Source organism: Streptococcus sp. KHUD_013, assembly GCF_052588545.1.
This window is the reverse complement of sequence record NZ_CP186264.1, coordinates 328,585-344,209: the sequence shown is the minus strand read 5'-3', so window position 1 is coordinate 344,209 and position 15,625 is coordinate 328,585. Positions and strand designations below refer to the sequence as shown.

Annotated in this window: 15 protein-coding genes; 1 reads left to right on the top strand and 14 read right to left on the bottom strand. The window is 43.7% G+C overall.

Translation table 11 applies throughout. The features are described from left to right. Window positions 1–112: 112 nt before the first annotated feature. Together ACOXXR_RS01570 and ACOXXR_RS01565 are read right to left on the bottom strand one after the other, a co-directional pair. Entirely contained in the window at window positions 113–469 is a 357-nt protein-coding gene (locus ACOXXR_RS01570; protein WP_445278602.1) for a helicase BlpT, read from the bottom strand. Window positions 470–747: 278 nt separating this feature from the next. Then, window positions 748–1,683 (bottom strand): dihydroorotate oxidase, encoded by a 936-nt coding sequence (locus tag ACOXXR_RS01565; protein WP_445278601.1) that lies wholly within the window; start codon window positions 1,681–1,683, stop codon window positions 748–750. Window positions 1,684–2,057: 374 nt separating this feature from the next. On the opposite strand from ACOXXR_RS01565, the gene gdhA reads away from it, so the two are divergent. Then, window positions 2,058–3,404 (top strand): NADP-specific glutamate dehydrogenase, encoded by a 1,347-nt coding sequence (gene gdhA, locus ACOXXR_RS01560; RefSeq protein ID WP_445278600.1) that lies wholly within the window; start codon window positions 2,058–2,060, stop codon window positions 3,402–3,404. A 94-nt stretch (window positions 3,405–3,498) separates the two neighbouring features. Here gdhA and dnaJ read toward each other — a convergent pair whose 3' ends face one another. The 12 genes from dnaJ to ACOXXR_RS01500 all read right to left on the bottom strand — a co-directional run bounded on the left by dnaJ (window position 3,499) and on the right by ACOXXR_RS01500 (window position 15,575). Continuing rightward, window positions 3,499–4,644: a molecular chaperone DnaJ gene (gene dnaJ / locus ACOXXR_RS01555; protein ID WP_445278599.1), complete on the bottom strand. Its 1,146-nt coding sequence runs from the start codon at window positions 4,642–4,644 to the stop codon at window positions 3,499–3,501. A 154-nt stretch (window positions 4,645–4,798) separates the two neighbouring features. Next, on the bottom strand, window positions 4,799–5,431 hold the full coding sequence (locus tag ACOXXR_RS01550) for a DJ-1/PfpI family protein (RefSeq protein WP_445278598.1): 633 nt from the start codon (window positions 5,429–5,431) through the stop codon (window positions 4,799–4,801). Between the two features lie 192 nt (window positions 5,432–5,623). Then, on the bottom strand, window positions 5,624–7,447 hold the full coding sequence (gene dnaK / locus ACOXXR_RS01545; RefSeq protein WP_445278597.1) for a molecular chaperone DnaK: 1,824 nt from the start codon (window positions 7,445–7,447) through the stop codon (window positions 5,624–5,626). A 253-nt stretch (window positions 7,448–7,700) separates the two neighbouring features. After that, entirely contained in the window at window positions 7,701–8,225 is a 525-nt protein-coding gene (gene grpE, locus ACOXXR_RS01540) for a nucleotide exchange factor GrpE (RefSeq protein WP_312023212.1), read from the bottom strand. Window positions 8,226–8,249: 24 nt separating this feature from the next. Continuing rightward, entirely contained in the window at window positions 8,250–9,284 is a 1,035-nt protein-coding gene (gene hrcA, locus ACOXXR_RS01535; RefSeq protein WP_445278596.1) for a heat-inducible transcriptional repressor HrcA, read from the bottom strand. A gap of 166 nt (window positions 9,285–9,450) precedes the next feature. After that, window positions 9,451–10,233, bottom strand: coding sequence for a M15 family metallopeptidase (locus ACOXXR_RS01530; protein WP_445278595.1), 783 nt, complete (start codon window positions 10,231–10,233; stop codon window positions 9,451–9,453). Continuing rightward, window positions 10,226–10,924 (bottom strand): histidine phosphatase family protein, encoded by a 699-nt coding sequence (locus ACOXXR_RS01525; protein WP_135782812.1) that lies wholly within the window; start codon window positions 10,922–10,924, stop codon window positions 10,226–10,228. The genes ACOXXR_RS01530 and ACOXXR_RS01525 overlap by 8 nt, the downstream gene beginning before the upstream one ends. Before the next feature lie 41 nt (window positions 10,925–10,965). Continuing rightward, complete coding sequence (locus tag ACOXXR_RS01520) at window positions 10,966–11,682, bottom strand: histidine phosphatase family protein (protein WP_135782813.1); 717 nt, start codon at window positions 11,680–11,682, stop codon at window positions 10,966–10,968. 133 nt (window positions 11,683–11,815) lie between these two features. Next, window positions 11,816–13,153 (bottom strand): PFL family protein, encoded by a 1,338-nt coding sequence (locus ACOXXR_RS01515; RefSeq protein ID WP_135782814.1) that lies wholly within the window; start codon window positions 13,151–13,153, stop codon window positions 11,816–11,818. Window positions 13,154–13,171: 18 nt separating this feature from the next. Continuing rightward, complete coding sequence (locus ACOXXR_RS01510; protein WP_003004214.1) at window positions 13,172–13,438, bottom strand: ACT domain-containing protein; 267 nt, start codon at window positions 13,436–13,438, stop codon at window positions 13,172–13,174. A gap of 281 nt (window positions 13,439–13,719) precedes the next feature. Continuing rightward, complete coding sequence (locus tag ACOXXR_RS01505; RefSeq protein ID WP_135782815.1) at window positions 13,720–14,841, bottom strand: VanZ family protein; 1,122 nt, start codon at window positions 14,839–14,841, stop codon at window positions 13,720–13,722. A gap of 137 nt (window positions 14,842–14,978) precedes the next feature. Further along, window positions 14,979–15,575: a rhomboid family intramembrane serine protease gene (locus tag ACOXXR_RS01500; RefSeq protein ID WP_135782816.1), complete on the bottom strand. Its 597-nt coding sequence runs from the start codon at window positions 15,573–15,575 to the stop codon at window positions 14,979–14,981. Window positions 15,576–15,625 lie beyond the last annotated feature (50 nt).

Sequence of the window (15,625 nt, the reverse complement as noted above, 5' to 3'; positions counted from 1 at the left end):
AGAAACCAAGATTCCGTAGAGATACTAAAAACTGATGGAAAAAATCATGCATGAGAGACATGTCCCACACCTCCTCTCAATCATCTGATGTTCCTAAACATCATTACCAAGATTAAAGAACCACCGTCAGTCCGTAGACCTGTAACTGAGACTTCACAACCTCGTAATGCCAGTGATCATAAGCTCGCCAAGCTTGAAAAGCTTCTTCGTTCAATGCTAGCCCACCCAGACCAATCAATAGACTGGCGGTCTGATAAAACTTTTCCAACTCGATCAACAGGCGGTTGTCTACCTGCCTAGCCTTCAATAAAACTTTCAACATCTGATCTAGATTTTCTTTAAATCGAAAGGCATCAGGACTGGCTTTGCATTCCCTAGAAAAGGCTGTTTGGAGAGTTTCGATCTTCGTCCTCGCCTCTTGAATCACATCCCTTTCTCCCATCGAAATCACCTTCCTTTTCACCTCCATTGTACACCTTTTTCTCTCTATAAAAATGGAAAATCTCTAAAACTAGGAACAGAATGAGGCTGGGACAAAAGTCCTAGCCTCTCAATTGTTTCTAGATTGTCGAGCAAGACGCAGTGGTTGAGTGGACTCTACTACGCTGATTTCATCAGCTTTTACAGCCCTACTCAACTGTGCGGAGGTGGGACGACGAAATCGAATTCTAACGAATTACCGATTTCTGTCCCACTCTCATAAAAAACTTCCCCAAGTTTCCACTTGAGGAAGTTCTTCTCGAAAGATTAGTCAATGTAGTGCAGTTTCCCACGGAAATCTTCCAGGCTTTGGTAGCCTTTTTCTTCCATGATAGCTTTAAGCTCCGCAGTAATGCGTTCAAAAGCCCCCACTCCTTCTTTATGAAGCGTGGTTCCGATTTGTACCATACTCGCGCCACAAAGGATATGTTCAAAGGCATCGCGACCAGTCAAGACGCCCCCAGTCCCCACAATCTGAATTTCTGGATTTAACCGTTGGTAAAAGGCATGGACATTAGCCAGAGCAGTTGGTTTGATGTATTCGCCACCAATCCCACCAAATCCGTTCTTAGGACGGATCACCACGGATTCATCCTCGATGTAAAGTCCATTACCGATTGAGTTGACACAGTTGACAAACTTGAGCGGATATTTGTTAAAGATTGCTGCTGCTTGGTCAAAATGAACGATATCAAAATAAGGTGGCAACTTGATGCCAAGAGGTTTGGTGAAATAGGCAAAGACCTCTGACAAGATCCGATCTGTCGTCTCAAAATCATAGGCGATCTGAGGTTTCCCTGGGACATTGGGGCAGGAAAGGTTCAATTCAGTCAAACCTTTAAAATCACTTTCTTGCACCTTTTTCAAGATGGTATGGGTTTCCTCAGGAGACATACCGACAAGAGATAGGAAGAAAGTCCGGTCAGGATCCGTTTCTTGCAACTCCAATAGGTAATTCAAATAATAGTCCAAGCCTTGGTTAGGTAGCCCCATCGAATTGATCGAGCCAAGTGGGACATCTTGGTAGCGTGGCTCTGGATTTCCAGCACGGATCTCCAAGGTAGCTGTCTTGGTCACAAAGGTCCCAGCAGCCGAATTCTTCACTTCCTCTAATTCCTCAGTGGTCATACAGGCCACACCTGCCGCATTCATCAGGCAGTTATCAAATTCAAAACCAGCAATTTGCGTCTTTGTCGATACCATCTTCTTCTCCTTGAAATGAATTCTTACAGCCATTATAGCACGAAAAGGAGGATTCATGACTAGAAAACCAAAAAAGAGCAAGAAACGTACGGAAATAGAAAAAATCACCTTAAACGTTATCCTTTTATTTTCTATATAGAGGGGAAAAATCAGACATTTTTCCAATCCTATCGTCCTTTCGCATCCATTTTTTCCCACTTCATAGGCAGTTGTGAAAATTTTCAGAAAATTCAACTTTTTTCTTTACAAGTCAAAAAAAGTCTGCTATAATTATCGACGTAATAAAACATGACATTGCTTTCAGCAGTGCCTCCATATACCAGTAAGTTCGCTAACCTGCTGGAATTCGTTTCAATGAAAAAAGGAGAAACATGATGACAACTGCAAAAGAATATATCCAAAGCACTTTCGAAACCGTAAAAGCTCGCAACGGCCATGAAGCGGAATTCCTTCAAGCTGTTGAAGAGTTCTTCAGCACTTTGGAACCTGTATTTGAAAAACATCCAGAATACATCGAAGAAAACATCTTGGCACGTATCACTGAGCCTGAGCGCGTGATTAGCTTCCGTGTTCCTTGGGTTGACCGTGACGGAAAAGTTCAAGTTAACCGTGGTTACCGTGTTCAATTCAACTCAGCTGTCGGTCCTTACAAAGGCGGACTTCGTTTCCACCCAACTGTAAACCAAGGGATCTTGAAATTCCTCGGCTTCGAACAAATCTTTAAAAACGTTTTGACTGGTCTTCCTATCGGTGGTGGTAAAGGTGGATCTGACTTCGATCCTAAAGGGAAAACAGATGCTGAAGTGATGCGTTTCTGCCAAAGCTTCATGACTGAATTGCAAAAACACATCGGTCCTTCTCTTGATGTCCCAGCTGGTGATATCGGGGTTGGTGGACGTGAGATTGGTTACCTTTACGGTCAATACAAACGCCTTCGCCAATTTGATGCTGGTGTCTTGACTGGTAAACCTCTTGGTTTCGGGGGTAGCTTGATCCGTCCAGAAGCAACTGGTTATGGTTTGGTTTACTATACGGAGGAAATGCTCAAAGCCTATGGCGACAGCTTTGCTGGTAAGAAAGTCGTGATCTCAGGTTCTGGTAACGTTGCCCAATACGCTCTTCAAAAAGCAACTGAACTTGGTGCAACTGTTATCTCTGTATCTGACTCAAACGGTTACGTGATCGACGAAAACGGTATTGACTTTGACCTTCTGACAGACGTCAAAGAAAAACGTCGTGCTCGTTTGACTGAGTATGCTGCAGAAAAACCAACTGCTACTTACTACGAAGGATCTGTATGGACTTACGCTGGTAACTATGATATCGCTCTTCCATGTGCAACTCAAAACGAGATCAACGGTGAAGCTGCTAAACGCTTGGTTGCTCAAGGGGTAAAAGTTGTTTCTGAAGGAGCCAACATGCCTAGCGACCTTGATGCGATCAAAGTCTACAAAGAAAACGGCATCCTTTACGGACCTGCTAAAGCTGCCAATGCTGGTGGGGTTGCTGTATCTGCTCTTGAAATGAGCCAAAACAGCCTCCGCCTTTCATGGACACGTGAAGAAGTGGATGGACGCTTGAAAGACATCATGACCAACATCTTCAACACTGCTAAAACAACTGCAGAAACCTACGGTCTTGGTAAAGATTACCTTGCGGGTGCTAATATCGCAGCCTTTGAAAATGTCGCAAATGCGATGATTGCCCAAGGTCTTGTTTAATTTGATTCTTTTGCCACACCTCTGAAGCCTTTGGTTTCGGAGGTGTTTTTCTTGATAAAAAAAGAAGATTGGAAAAACCAAATCTTCTTTTATTTTATAAATCATCCAAGGCATCTTTAACCTTATCAAAGAAGCCTTTTTTCTTTGGGTTGACCTTCAAATCACTTGCTTCCGCAAATGCACGAAGGGCTTCTTTTTGCTTGTCATTTAGACCTGTTGGTGTCACCACATTAACAGATACATATTGGTCTCCCACGGCACCACCACGTAAGCTCGGAGCACCTTTTCCGCGAAGGCGGAATTTCTTACCTGTCTGGGTTCCTTCAGGAATGACCAAGTCAACATCGCCGTGAACTGTTGGAACATGGACCGTATCCCCAAGAGCAGCCTGAACAACGTTCAAGTTCAATTTATAGTAGATGGTTGATCCATCACGCTCGAATTTGTCGCTCGGCTCAACGTTGACCACCACATAGAGATCTCCGTATGGCCCTCCATTAAAGCCAGCTTCTCCTTGACCAGAGAGGCGGATTTGTTGCCCAGTTTCGACCCCAGCAGGGATTTTCACATTGACACTGTGAGCTTGCTTCTCGTGACCAGTCCCATGACAGGTTGTACAAGGATCTTTAATTTCTTTACCACGTCCATGACAGACATCACAGGTGATTTGACGGCGCATCATCCCAAGCGGGGTTTGCGTATCCACATTGATAACCCCAGAACCATGACAGCGTCCACAAGTTACTGGGCTTGTTCCTGGTTTAGCTCCAGTGCCATCACATGTCCGACAGCTGGCTTCCCGATGGTACTTCACTTCCTTCTCAGTTCCAAAGATGGCTTCTTCAAACTTGAGGTTTACGCGGTACTGAAGATCATCTCCCTGACGTGGAGCATTCGGATTACGGCTCGCACCACCACCTCCAAAGAAGCTTGAGAAAATGTCTTCAAAGCCACCAAAGCCAGTGCCATCAAAACCACCGAAACCACCAGCTCCACCACCAAAGCCGCCAAAACCACCGTTGGCTCCTGCAGCACCGTATTGGTCATAGGCTGCCCGCTTTTGTTCGTCGCTCAAAGTCTCATAAGCTTCTTGAACTTCCTTGTACTTTTCCTCAGCACCAGGCTCCTTGTTGATATCTGGGTGATATTTTTTAGATAATTTCCGATAGGCTTTCTTGATCTCATCCTGAGACGCATTCTTTGAAACGCCCAAACGGTCATAAAATTCAGTATTGTTCATACAAGATACTAAGAGCGAACAGAAAGCGACTGAAATTTAGGAAACCGACAAGAAATCCTGATTTCTTAGGCGGTTTATCTAATTTCCAAGCTTTCCGCTCGGGTTCAATTCCCCGAACACTCTTTGTTCCTTTCTATAATTTATAAGTAAATCTTTAGAGGATATTTTCTATACTTCGCTTCACTTGTTCAAATTCTTGGTCTGATAGAGTAAATATCAAATCCTCTTCAGCGTACTCGTTCTGTTCTTTAAAATAGTTATCCGTATTCTCTGCCAACCCTAAACTTAGAATCACTTTCCTTGCAAACTCTTGATGCGCAAAACCAATAGCCGTAATGATTTGTTTATCTTGCACAAGAACTTTCGGTTGGAAATTTTCACGTGGAAGAAATTCAAAATAGTCAAAGAAGTTTTGCCAAATTCCACCTGTAAATTTCGTATCCTTCAACAAGCCTGCTTTCGCCAATAAAAGAGGCGCTGAAGAAATGGCGGCAATGAGGATATCTTGCTCACCAAGGTTCCTCAAGAACGAAATCAATTTCTCATCCTGTAGGGCAGGTCCTATGTTTACCATTCCTGGCAAAATCACACAAGAATACTCTTCTATACGGATCTGATCTAGTGTTTTGGTCGGTTGACAGGGCAAACCATCCTCAGAGACCACTATCGAATGATCTGAAGCGACATAATCAATCGTGACGTCAAAAGACAGAGCTAAAGTACTTGTTAAAGCGGTTATCTCATAAAGAGAAAAATTAGGATAAATGATACAAAGTACTTTTTTCATACGCAACATCCTCTATTTTACCGAAAAACAGAGGCTGAGTTGCAACCTCTGGATTTCTTCCTATACTTACTAGTTTAAGTTTTAAAAATCAAACTAGTAATGCTGAATTGAGTTTCGGATTAAAGGAATCCTAAAATCTCGGAACCTTTCTTTATTTCAGGAGGTTCCGCTAAAACAATCCACTGGATTGTTTTACTTTTCAGTAAACTCTCCGTCTACGACGTCATCGCCTGCGTTTCCTGTTGCTTGTGCGCCTTCTGCTCCTGCTTGGGCTTGTTGCGCTGCTGCGGCTTGTTCGTAGAGTTTAACGGCAAGTCCTTGAGCTTTTTCGTTCAATGCTTCAAGTTTTGCTTTCATTTCGTCCAAGTTGTTGTCTTCTTGGGCTTTCTTAAGCTCATCGAGGGCAGCTTGGGCAGCATCACGTTCTGCATCGAAGCCTTTACCTTCAGTTTCTTTGATTGTCTTTTCAGTCGCAAAGATTGCTTGGTCTACTTCGTTACGAAGGTCAACTTCTTCTTTACGTTTCTTATCTGCTTCAGCGTTTGCTTCTGCATCTTTCATCATGCGGTCGATTTCTTCGTCAGTCAAACCTGAGTTTGATTGGATAACAATTGTTTGTTCTTTTTGAGTTCCAAGATCTTTTGCCTTAACAGATACGATACCGTTCTTGTCGATATCAAATGTTACTTCGATTTGAGGGATACCACGAGGTGCAGCTGGGATATCAGTCAATTGGAAACGTCCAAGAGTCTTGTTATCTGCTGCCATAGGGCGTTCACCTTGAAGAACGTGGATATCAACGGCTGGTTGGTTATCTGCTGCAGTTGAGAAGACTTGTGATTTAGATGTAGGAATTGTTGTGTTGCGCTCGATGAGTTTTGTGAAGACACCACCCATTGTTTCGATACCAAGTGACAATGGTGTTACGTCAAGAAGGACAACATCTTTCACATCACCAGTGATCACACCACCTTGGATCGCAGCACCCATAGCAACTACTTCATCAGGGTTTACTGATTTGTTTGGTTCTTTACCAGTTTCAGCTTTAACAGCTTCTACAACGGCAGGGATACGAGTTGAACCACCAACAAGGATCACTTCATCGATTTCTGACAAGCTCAAACCTGCATCTGAAAGGGCTTGGCGAACTGGAACTTTTGTACGTTCTACAAGGTCACGAGTCAAATCATCAAATTTCGCACGAGTCAAAGTCATTTCCAAGTGAAGAGGTCCAGCCTCACCAGCAGTGATGAATGGCAAGCTGATTTGAGTTGAAGTCACACCAGAAAGGTCTTTCTTAGCTTTTTCAGCTGCGTCTTTCAAACGTTGAAGAGCCATCTTGTCTGTTGACAAGTCAATGCCGTTTTCTTTCTTGAATTCTGCTACCAAGTGGTCAATGATTTTTTGGTCAAAGTCGTCACCACCGAGTTTGTTGTCCCCTGCAGTTGCCAATACATCAAAGACACCATCACCGAGTTCAAGGATAGATACGTCGAATGTACCACCACCAAGGTCAAATACCAAGATTTTTTCTTCTTTGTCAGTCTTGTCCAAACCATAAGCAAGAGCTGCTGCAGTTGGTTCGTTGACGATACGTTCTACTTCAAGACCAGCGATTTTACCAGCGTCTTTAGTTGCTTGACGTTGAGCATCGTTAAAGTAAGCTGGAACTGTAATAACAGCCTTCGTTACTTTTTCACCAAGGTATTCTTCAGCGTAACCTTTCAAGTATTGAAGGATCATTGCTGAGATTTCTTGTGGAGTGTATTCTTTACCGTTAGCAGAAACCTTTTCAGAAGTCCCCATCTTAGATTTGATAGAGATGACTGTATCTGGGTTTGTCACTGCTTGACGTTTTGCAGCGTCACCAACGATGATTTCACCGTTTTTGAATGACACTACAGATGGAGTTGTGCGATTTCCTTCTGGGTTCGCGATGATTTTTGATTCAGTTCCTTCAAGAACTGCTACTGCTGAGTTTGTTGTACCTAAGTCAATACCGATAATTTTAGACATATGTTTTTCTCCTTGTTGATTTTTCTTCTTTTTTTGATATTTCCCTTAAGTGGTGGGGACGTGAGCAACTCCCTTCGGGATTTCATCACTTATTTTTAAGCCTACTGTCTCAAAAATCCCCTGTTTCAGTAGCACAAGCTACTGAAACTTTCACCACGGCGGGAAATATCTTCCTTGCAAGCCTCCGGCTTGCATCTTATCTTTCTTTCATAGTTTAGTGTCGTTTCGGACAAGATTTTTTAAGTTTTCTAGCCTAATTGTAGACAACTACCATGGCTGGGCGCAGGATGCGGTCATGGAGTTTGTAGCCTTTTTGGAAGACTTGTGCGATAGTGTCTGCTGGATGTTCATTATCTGCAGGCAAGGTTTGGATAGCCATGTGGTAGTTATGGTCAAATTCTCCGTCTGCTGCAATTTCTTCAATTCCTTCTTCTTTCAGAGCATGTACCAAACTTTCTTGGACCATTTCCAAGCCCTTCTTCACATCATCTGTCAATCCTTCGACGGCGAGGGCACGTTCGAGGTTGTCTAGTGATGGTAAGATCGCTTTTGCCAAATCTTGGCTACGGTATTTTTGTAATTGCTGACGTTCTTCATTGGCACGGCGCTGAATGTTTTGCATTTCTGCATGAGCACGAAGGTATTTGTTTTCAAATTCCTCGGCACGCGCTTGTGCTTCTTCTAACTCAGAAGGTTGGTTGCTTTCCTCTACAACTTCTTCAGTTGTCTCGGCAACTTCCTCTTCTTTCACGTCTTCTTTTTTGATATCTTCTGTCAAGGCATACACCCCTTTCATTTGGTCTTAATTTACTTCATAATGGTTGCTGTTGAGGTAACGGTAGTAATCCGTCAACTTCATGACCAACACTCGGCCGATAACATTGACCAGACTAATCACCCGCCTGTAATCCATCTCTACGGGACCAATCACATGCATGAGGGCCATCCCACGATAAGGAACCAGGAACTTGTGACTAATCACCGTCACATTTTTCAAGGCCTTCTCTTGGGATTCCGCAACCAGGATCTGGGTCATTTGGTCTTCCGGCATTCCTCCTCGTAACTCCAAGGCTACGTGTTGGGGATTATCTAAGAACTGATAGGTCTGAAGATCGGCATAACTCAAAGATGAAACCTTTCCTTCTACAAAGACCAGTTCTTGAAACAGTTGCGAGAAGACGTAATCGAATAGATCCACGACATTGTCTGTCGTCTTGAAATAGCGCTGTACAATCTGTGGAATCTCCGTCCGTAAGCGGTAGTGGATATCCAAGACCGTATTTCCAATGAAGCGTTCTTGAACCAGCTGATGGAAGATTTCCAAGTCACTGGTTAAGAAATTCTTTGGAATAGCAAACTGTACGGTGACAGGCTTTGATTCATCCAAGGTCAGAACTGCTAAGGCATCATGGTTGGATAATGGAACAATCTCAAAACCCGTCAAGCGCTGCCGTGTCGGCTCCACATCCTGAATCACTGCGGTGTAGCCCGTCATCTGGGCTAGTAACTTGGCCGTAGCATCCAAGATATCGTCTAACTTAAAGGCTTCGAAATCAAAGGCCTTCACCACCTGGTAGACATCTTGTTCATCAATCAACTCTAGATCGAGCGAGTTCTGAACGAAATATTGGAAACCAGCTCGACTAGGCATGCGGCCACTCGAAGTATGGGCTTTCTCTAGCAACCCTTGCTTTTCGAGAGCAGCCATGTCGTTTCGGATGGTCGCACTACTGGATTGAATGACATCTTGTAGTGCTTTTGAACCGACCGGTTCGTGGGTCTTGGTAAAGATATCGACGACAAGATTTAAAATCTCATTTTGACGTTCTGTAACCATGACCTCACCTCTCTTTCATTTTTAGCACTCTAAACACTCAAGTGCTAAACCATGATTCTATTATACACCCTCTCAAAAGAAAGTCAAGAAAAAAATCCAAAAAATTAGCACTCTTTTTTAAAGAGTGCTAAAAATCATTCTTAAGACCGATACTAGGCCAAAAAAACTATAAACCTGCTTCTTTCAGCTTTTGAATATATTCTTCTAAGACCAGTTGGTGCTTGACCATATACTGGGCATTTTCTACACCGACGTAGCGGAAGTGCCAGTTTTCATAGTCCACACCCGTGATCGCATTTTTCCCTTCTGGATAACGGAGAACAAACCCATATTGTGGCGCCAAGGCAATAATTTGTTGCACTACCTCTTCGGATAGCCCATTTGGGGCACTCATATCAATCGCAAGGCCTGTCTGGTGCTCACTAGCCCCTGGGACCTGTACTTGTGTTTGTGCTTGACGTTCTGCCTCTTCATGAGGAAGCCCAGTAGCTTCTAATTGAGCTATCCGCTCATTAAAAAGTTCTGTTTGCTCCTCTACACTTCGATAACCGGAAATCAAGGACTCCTCAGGAGCAATGGCCCTTGCCGCCGCTAAAAATTGCTTAGTTTGTTCTGCGATCCGACTATCCACCTTGATTTCTTCAACGTCGACTAACTGAGGATTCAGCTCAGCCAACTTGTTGTCCCGGTTGACCAAGACTAGGTTCCAATCCTTGCTAGAAACTTGCGGAAGGTCTGTCTTCGGTTTTTCTTCCTTTTTCTCCTGTTTCTTCTTTTCAACCTTTTTCGGAGCTGTCTGTACAGTTTTTTGTTCCCAAAAAGCAAGTGATTGCACCCACTCAGGTTTCAAATAGAAGACAGCCACTCCTGAACCTACAAGGAGCAGAAGTAGGCAGAAAAACCAAATCCAGCCTGTTTTCTTTTTCTTTGCACGCTGATACTTACTCATGTTCTCCCTCTAACTCCTGTGCACCAACTTTACGATAAGACAGATCGCCAACGGCTTCAAGTTTAAATTGGCCATCCTCATACTCAATAACTGTCACACTACCATTGTCCAAGACCAATTCTTTGAAGGCTTTTGGATCAATCAGGTAAATCAAGGTACTGATCGTCATCCCATGACTGACCACGATGGCGTTGCCACCACCTTGAGACTCGACATCCTTGGCAATCGCCGTAAAGCCATCCAAAATTCGATCTCGAAGAGTTTCCCAGGACTCCGCCCAGCCTGCTGTATCCACTTCGACAATTCCTTCAGCTAACTCCATCAAGCTTAAATGATGGAAATCATCGACTCGAAAGACACGTGGCAGAACCCCCATAAAGAGTTCCCCGTCGTAGGCTCCATCAAAGCTTCCAAAACACCATTCACGAATACGCTTATCATAGCGATAAGGAATTTTACCAGTCAAGCCTAATTCTTCTAACACAATTCCCATGGTTTGAATGGTTCGACCCGAGTCACTGGAAACAGCTTGTTGAAACGGAATACCAGCTTGGCGTAGCCCAATCCCCAATTCATGAATCCCTCGTTCACCAGCTTCCGTCAAGGGGCTATCAGACCAACCTTGGGCACGACCAATGGTATTAAACATGGTTTTTCCATGACGGGCAATATACAATTTTGTCTTTGCCATTTTTATCCTCCTGCAATTGTTATCTTTTTATATAAGGTATCTTATTTTTTTACATCAAGTTCTTCTGAGTGGGTTGCTAACCAGTTAGCACCCAGCTTGCGATAAGACTCATCTCCGATGGTTTGGATCGAGAAACGTCCATTTTCGTATTCTACCAGGGTAACACTGCCATTTTCAACCCTTGGATCCAACTCTATCTCTGGATTTAAAATGCACACAAAGGAACCGATGGTCATGCTATGACTGACAATTAGGGCATTTCCACCACCCTTGGCTTCGACTTCTTTAGCAATCTCTTCAAAACCATCTACAATGCGTTTTTTCAACACATCCCACGGTTCAGCCCATCCGGCTGTATCCACTTGGTAAATCCCATTCGCTAACTCTTCTAGTGTTAACTTCTTGTAGTCTTCTATATCCAGAACACGGGGAACGACTCCACGGAAAAGCTCTCCTCCATAGGCGCCATCAAAACTTCCAAAACACCATTCCCGGATCTTTTTATTGAAAGTATAAGGAATCTGATCTGTGAGCCCAAGCTCGTCTAAAACAATTCCCATGGTTTGAATGGCGCGACCGGAATCGCTGGAAACAGCACGGACAAAGTCCAAACCAGATTCTCTCAAACCAACCCCCAATTCACGGATACCTTCTTCTCCTTGAGCAGTTAAAGGCGTATCCGACCAACCTTGGGCACGACCTATCGTATTAAACATGGTTTTTCCATGCCGAATAATAAATAATCTTGTTTTCGCCATGTAATCTCCTTTTACGTTCTTCTATTATATCATTTTTTATAAGGAAACTGTCAGCGATGACCACTAGATTCACTTTCACTACCTTGGTCAACATTAAAAGCCCTGAGCAAACATCATGCGCCAGGGCCATTTTTTAATTTTTAAAACTATGAACTGGGGCCGGAATTTGACCACCACGGGCAATAAAGTCAGCTGACGAAGCCTTGTTGACCTTCATCACTGGAGCAGAGCCAAGAAGTCCTCCAAGCTCTAACATATCGCCTTCTTCTCCATAAGGAATAATCCGAACCGCTGTTGTCTTTTGGTTGATTACTCCGATAGCTGCTTCATCGGCAATCATAGCCGCAATCGTCGTAGCTGGAGTATCAGCTGGGATGGCAATCATATCCAGACCGACTGAACAAATGGCTGTCATGGCTTCCAATTTTTCCAGGTTGATATGACCTGACTGGACTGCCGCAATCATCCCCTCATCTTCTGAGACCGGAATGAAGGCACCTGACAAACCACCGACTTGGTTACAAGCCATGATGCCGCCTTTTTTCACTTGGTCATTGAGCAGAGCGAGCGCTGCAGTAGTTCCATGGGTTCCTACTACTTCAAGCCCCATAGCCTCAAGGACACGGGCAACCGAATCCCCAACAGCTGGTGTTGGCGCAAGAGACAAGTCCACAATTCCAAACTCAACACCGAGACGTTCACTAGCCATTTGACCAACCAGTTGCCCGACACGAGTAATCTTGAAGGCTGTCTTCTTAACTGTTTCAGCCAAGACATCAAAGCTTGCACCAGAAACTTTTTCAATCGCCCGTTGGACAACACCAGGACCTGAAACTCCAACGTTGATGACAACATCCGCTTCACCAACACCGTGGAAGGCACCCGCCATAAAAGGATTGTCCTCTACTGCATTGGCAAAGACAACAAGTTTCCCTGGTCCCATTGGATCCGCTTGGGAGGCTTCTTTAATGATACGGCCCATATCTCGGACAGCGGTCATATTGATCCCCGTCTTGGTCGATCCGATATTGACTGAAGAGCAGACAAAGTCCGTCTCTGCTAGGGCACGAGGAATAGAATTGATGAGGATTTCATCCCCCTTTTGGTAACCTTTTTGAACCAGGGCTGAGAAGCCACCGATAAAGTTAATTCCGATCTCTTTAGCCGCACGATCCAACGCCTTGGCAAAGGGCACATAATCTGTCGCATTGGTTGCTGCCCCGATAATAGAAATCGGAGTGACCGAAACCCGCTTGTTCACAATCGGGATGCCGAGTTCTGCCGCAATCTCATCCCCAACAGCTACTAAGTCCTTGGCCTTTGTCACAATCTTCTGGTAGATTTTTTCTGCCGCCTTATCAATATCTGGATCAATACAATCTAGAAGGGAGATGCCCATAGTGATGGTCCGAACATCAAAGTTCTGCTCCTCAATCATAGCAATGGTTTCTGTTACCTGTCTAATGTCCATAAATTCTCAACCCCTATCTTACAAATTGTGCATGGCATCAAAAATGGCTGCGCTCTGGATATTGATTTTGACATGAAGAGACTGACCGAATTCTTCTAATTCTGAACGAAGCTGGGTAAAATCTTTTTTCTCATCCGATGATACGACTGCCATCATGGTGAAGTACTCATCCAATACCGTTTGAGAGATATCATCGATATTGAGTCCCAACTCTGCTACCTTAGTCGCAACACCTGCTACGATTCCTTTTTGGTCTTTTCCGACGACTGTAATAATTGCTTTCATTTCACTGCTCCATTCTATCTATTTGCTTCCATTGTAGCACATTCCCCTTAAAATCACCCTTCCCAACTGGGAACGTTCAGATATTTTCCGCGAATCTAAAAAATAAAGGCTGGGACAAAAGTCCTAGCCTCTTAATTGTTTTTGGATTGTCGAGCAAGACGCAGTGGTTGAGTGGGCTCTACTACGCTGATTTCATCAGCTTTTACAGCCCTACTCAACTGTGCGGAGGTGGGACGACGAAATCGAATTCTAACGAATTACCGATTTCTGTCCCACTCTCTCTATTTTGATGATTCGGTTTCATCCTTAAAGATATCTTTCTTCACGCGCACCGTACTTTCATATGTTGCTCCAGCCAGGCGGTCAAACGGAAAGCGACGACTGAGCAAGATGATGGCAAAGGTGATAATCAGGTACAATAAAAGCACAAAGAAGAGCAACAAGATCATGGATAAGGTTAAGAGGGAATTGTCCGTCAAATCCTGATTCAAGAGTGAAATCAAATAGAACAATCCTTGGGGTATCAAGTAGAAATAGCCCGCCACTAGAATCCCCCTCCAAATGGTGCGAAGCCATCTTTGCTTATCAAAATGCAAGCGGCATTTCAACAAAGCCATTCCCAAGGTTTTCCCCCGCCACAAAGGAAGCAAGCTAAAGTAAACCGCTAGAACTGCCACATAAGGAATCGTCCCTAAACGCCCAATCAATGCGTAGAGAATAGATACCATCACAAAGTCGATCAAGAAAGCAAGTCCAATCCGAAAGCCAGATACTCTCGTCCCCACTCGGAAAGAATGCTCGTCGATTTCATCTCGTGTTGGCAGTAACCAAACTAAAAACCAACCGAGCAGGTAGCCCACTCCACCACCGGTGGTATTTTGAATGATATCATCGACATCTGCTAGGCGGTAGGGGCCCGGATATAGAAAGTAGAGACCTGATAACTGGGTCAGCTCCAAAAAAAGACTAAAGAGGGCCGTCAGGAAAATCGTCTTCTTAAAACCACACTTAAAATAATAGCGCAGATACATCCCAAAAGGAATCAACATCAGAACATTAAAGGCAGGCACGTAAAAAGTCGGATGCTTAAGGGCCTGAAGCCAAGTGCTTGTCTGCGCCAGATCAAAGGGACTCTCCTTGAAAAAATCCACCACAAAGGCAAAGGGATAAAGATTGATCATTTCCGAGTAGCTGGTATGGATCTTACTCGGGTCTGGTAGGGGCAAGACCACCAACAGATAGACCGTCATTAAGTAAAGCATAAAAGAATAGAAAATCAGCACCCGCAACTTATTGACCGAGCCATATTTTCGATAATTCAAAATCATATAAGGCAAGGTCAGCAAAAATGCCAGGAAAGGAAAGAGCTGAACAGCTGTTTTAATTGTAGAAATATAGCCCATTGAGTCTCCATTTTATCGTTATAAAATCACCCTTTGTACAATGACAAAAGGTGATTTCTTCATTGATATAGAATATTATACGGCGCCATAATGGAAGAGTCAAGGAAGCAAAATGAAAATCTCGCTTAATAGTCGGATTAATAGTTAGTTCTCCTTCTTAAGCTTTTACTTCCTATATAAACCAAAAGGTAACTAGCAATTCCTGAAAGATGCAAGAAGGTCGAGATCCATCCGGTAATCAATGGTAAGAGCATGAGGCTAGATAGAAAAATCAAGAATAGATAAAGCCATTTTACGGTGCGTGATAATTCCTTCCACACGTTTGGCAGGAGCAGGATTCCTCCTGTTACAAAGGCATAGCCGACAGCAGAGATTCCCGTTGCCTGAATGTCCTGCCCTAGTGTTAAAAGATGAAAAACGATGGAAGAGATGACTGTCGCAGTCACAAAAACAAGCAAGACATGCTTGGATCCCCTCTTCCTTTCTAGCAGTCCACCAAAAGGTAGAATCATAAGCCCATTTAAAAGCAGATGTACCCATAAAAACCAGAGGGGGGCTCCTTTACTTCCATGCATCAAGGTCCCACTCATATACTGCCAATAATGAACCGGTTTTGAATGAAAGGCCAATAGGTCGTACATAGCATTCCCATAAAAGGAAGTCAATAAACCGAGCAACAAACAGATTAGAGCTATCGTACTGATAACAGGATAGGTTTTTATCATCGTTTTCATTTTAAAACTTCTTTTCTGTAAATAAATCAATTGTCTCACCTTGAGTATAC

What these genes read in the sequence shown, in the direction of transcription:
- ACOXXR_RS01515 (WP_135782814.1), bottom strand. Translation starts at nt 13,153, where the DNA reads ATGGACATTAGACAGGTAACAGAAACCATTGCTATGATTGAGGAGCAG.
- ACOXXR_RS01570 (WP_445278602.1), bottom strand. Translation starts at nt 469, where the DNA reads ATGGAGGTGAAAAGGAAGGTGATTTCGATGGGAGAAAGGGATGTGATT.
- ACOXXR_RS01505 (WP_135782815.1), bottom strand. Translation starts at nt 14,841, where the DNA reads ATGGGCTATATTTCTACAATTAAAACAGCTGTTCAGCTCTTTCCTTTC.
- gdhA (WP_445278600.1), top strand. Translation starts at nt 2,058, where the DNA reads ATGACAACTGCAAAAGAATATATCCAAAGCACTTTCGAAACCGTAAAA.
- ACOXXR_RS01525 (WP_135782812.1), bottom strand. Translation starts at nt 10,924, where the DNA reads ATGGCAAAGACAAAATTGTATATTGCCCGTCATGGAAAAACCATGTTT.
- ACOXXR_RS01530 (WP_445278595.1), bottom strand. Translation starts at nt 10,233, where the DNA reads ATGAGTAAGTATCAGCGTGCAAAGAAAAAGAAAACAGGCTGGATTTGG.
- hrcA (WP_445278596.1), bottom strand. Translation starts at nt 9,284, where the DNA reads ATGGTTACAGAACGTCAAAATGAGATTTTAAATCTTGTCGTCGATATC.
- ACOXXR_RS01565 (WP_445278601.1), bottom strand. Translation starts at nt 1,683, where the DNA reads ATGGTATCGACAAAGACGCAAATTGCTGGTTTTGAATTTGATAACTGC.
- ACOXXR_RS01510 (WP_003004214.1), bottom strand. Translation starts at nt 13,438, where the DNA reads ATGAAAGCAATTATTACAGTCGTCGGAAAAGACCAAAAAGGAATCGTA.
- dnaK (WP_445278597.1), bottom strand. Translation starts at nt 7,447, where the DNA reads ATGTCTAAAATTATCGGTATTGACTTAGGTACAACAAACTCAGCAGTA.
- dnaJ (WP_445278599.1), bottom strand. Translation starts at nt 4,644, where the DNA reads ATGAACAATACTGAATTTTATGACCGTTTGGGCGTTTCAAAGAATGCG.
- ACOXXR_RS01520 (WP_135782813.1), bottom strand. Translation starts at nt 11,682, where the DNA reads ATGGCGAAAACAAGATTATTTATTATTCGGCATGGAAAAACCATGTTT.
- ACOXXR_RS01550 (WP_445278598.1), bottom strand. Translation starts at nt 5,431, where the DNA reads ATGAAAAAAGTACTTTGTATCATTTATCCTAATTTTTCTCTTTATGAG.
- ACOXXR_RS01500 (WP_135782816.1), bottom strand. Translation starts at nt 15,575, where the DNA reads ATGAAAACGATGATAAAAACCTATCCTGTTATCAGTACGATAGCTCTA.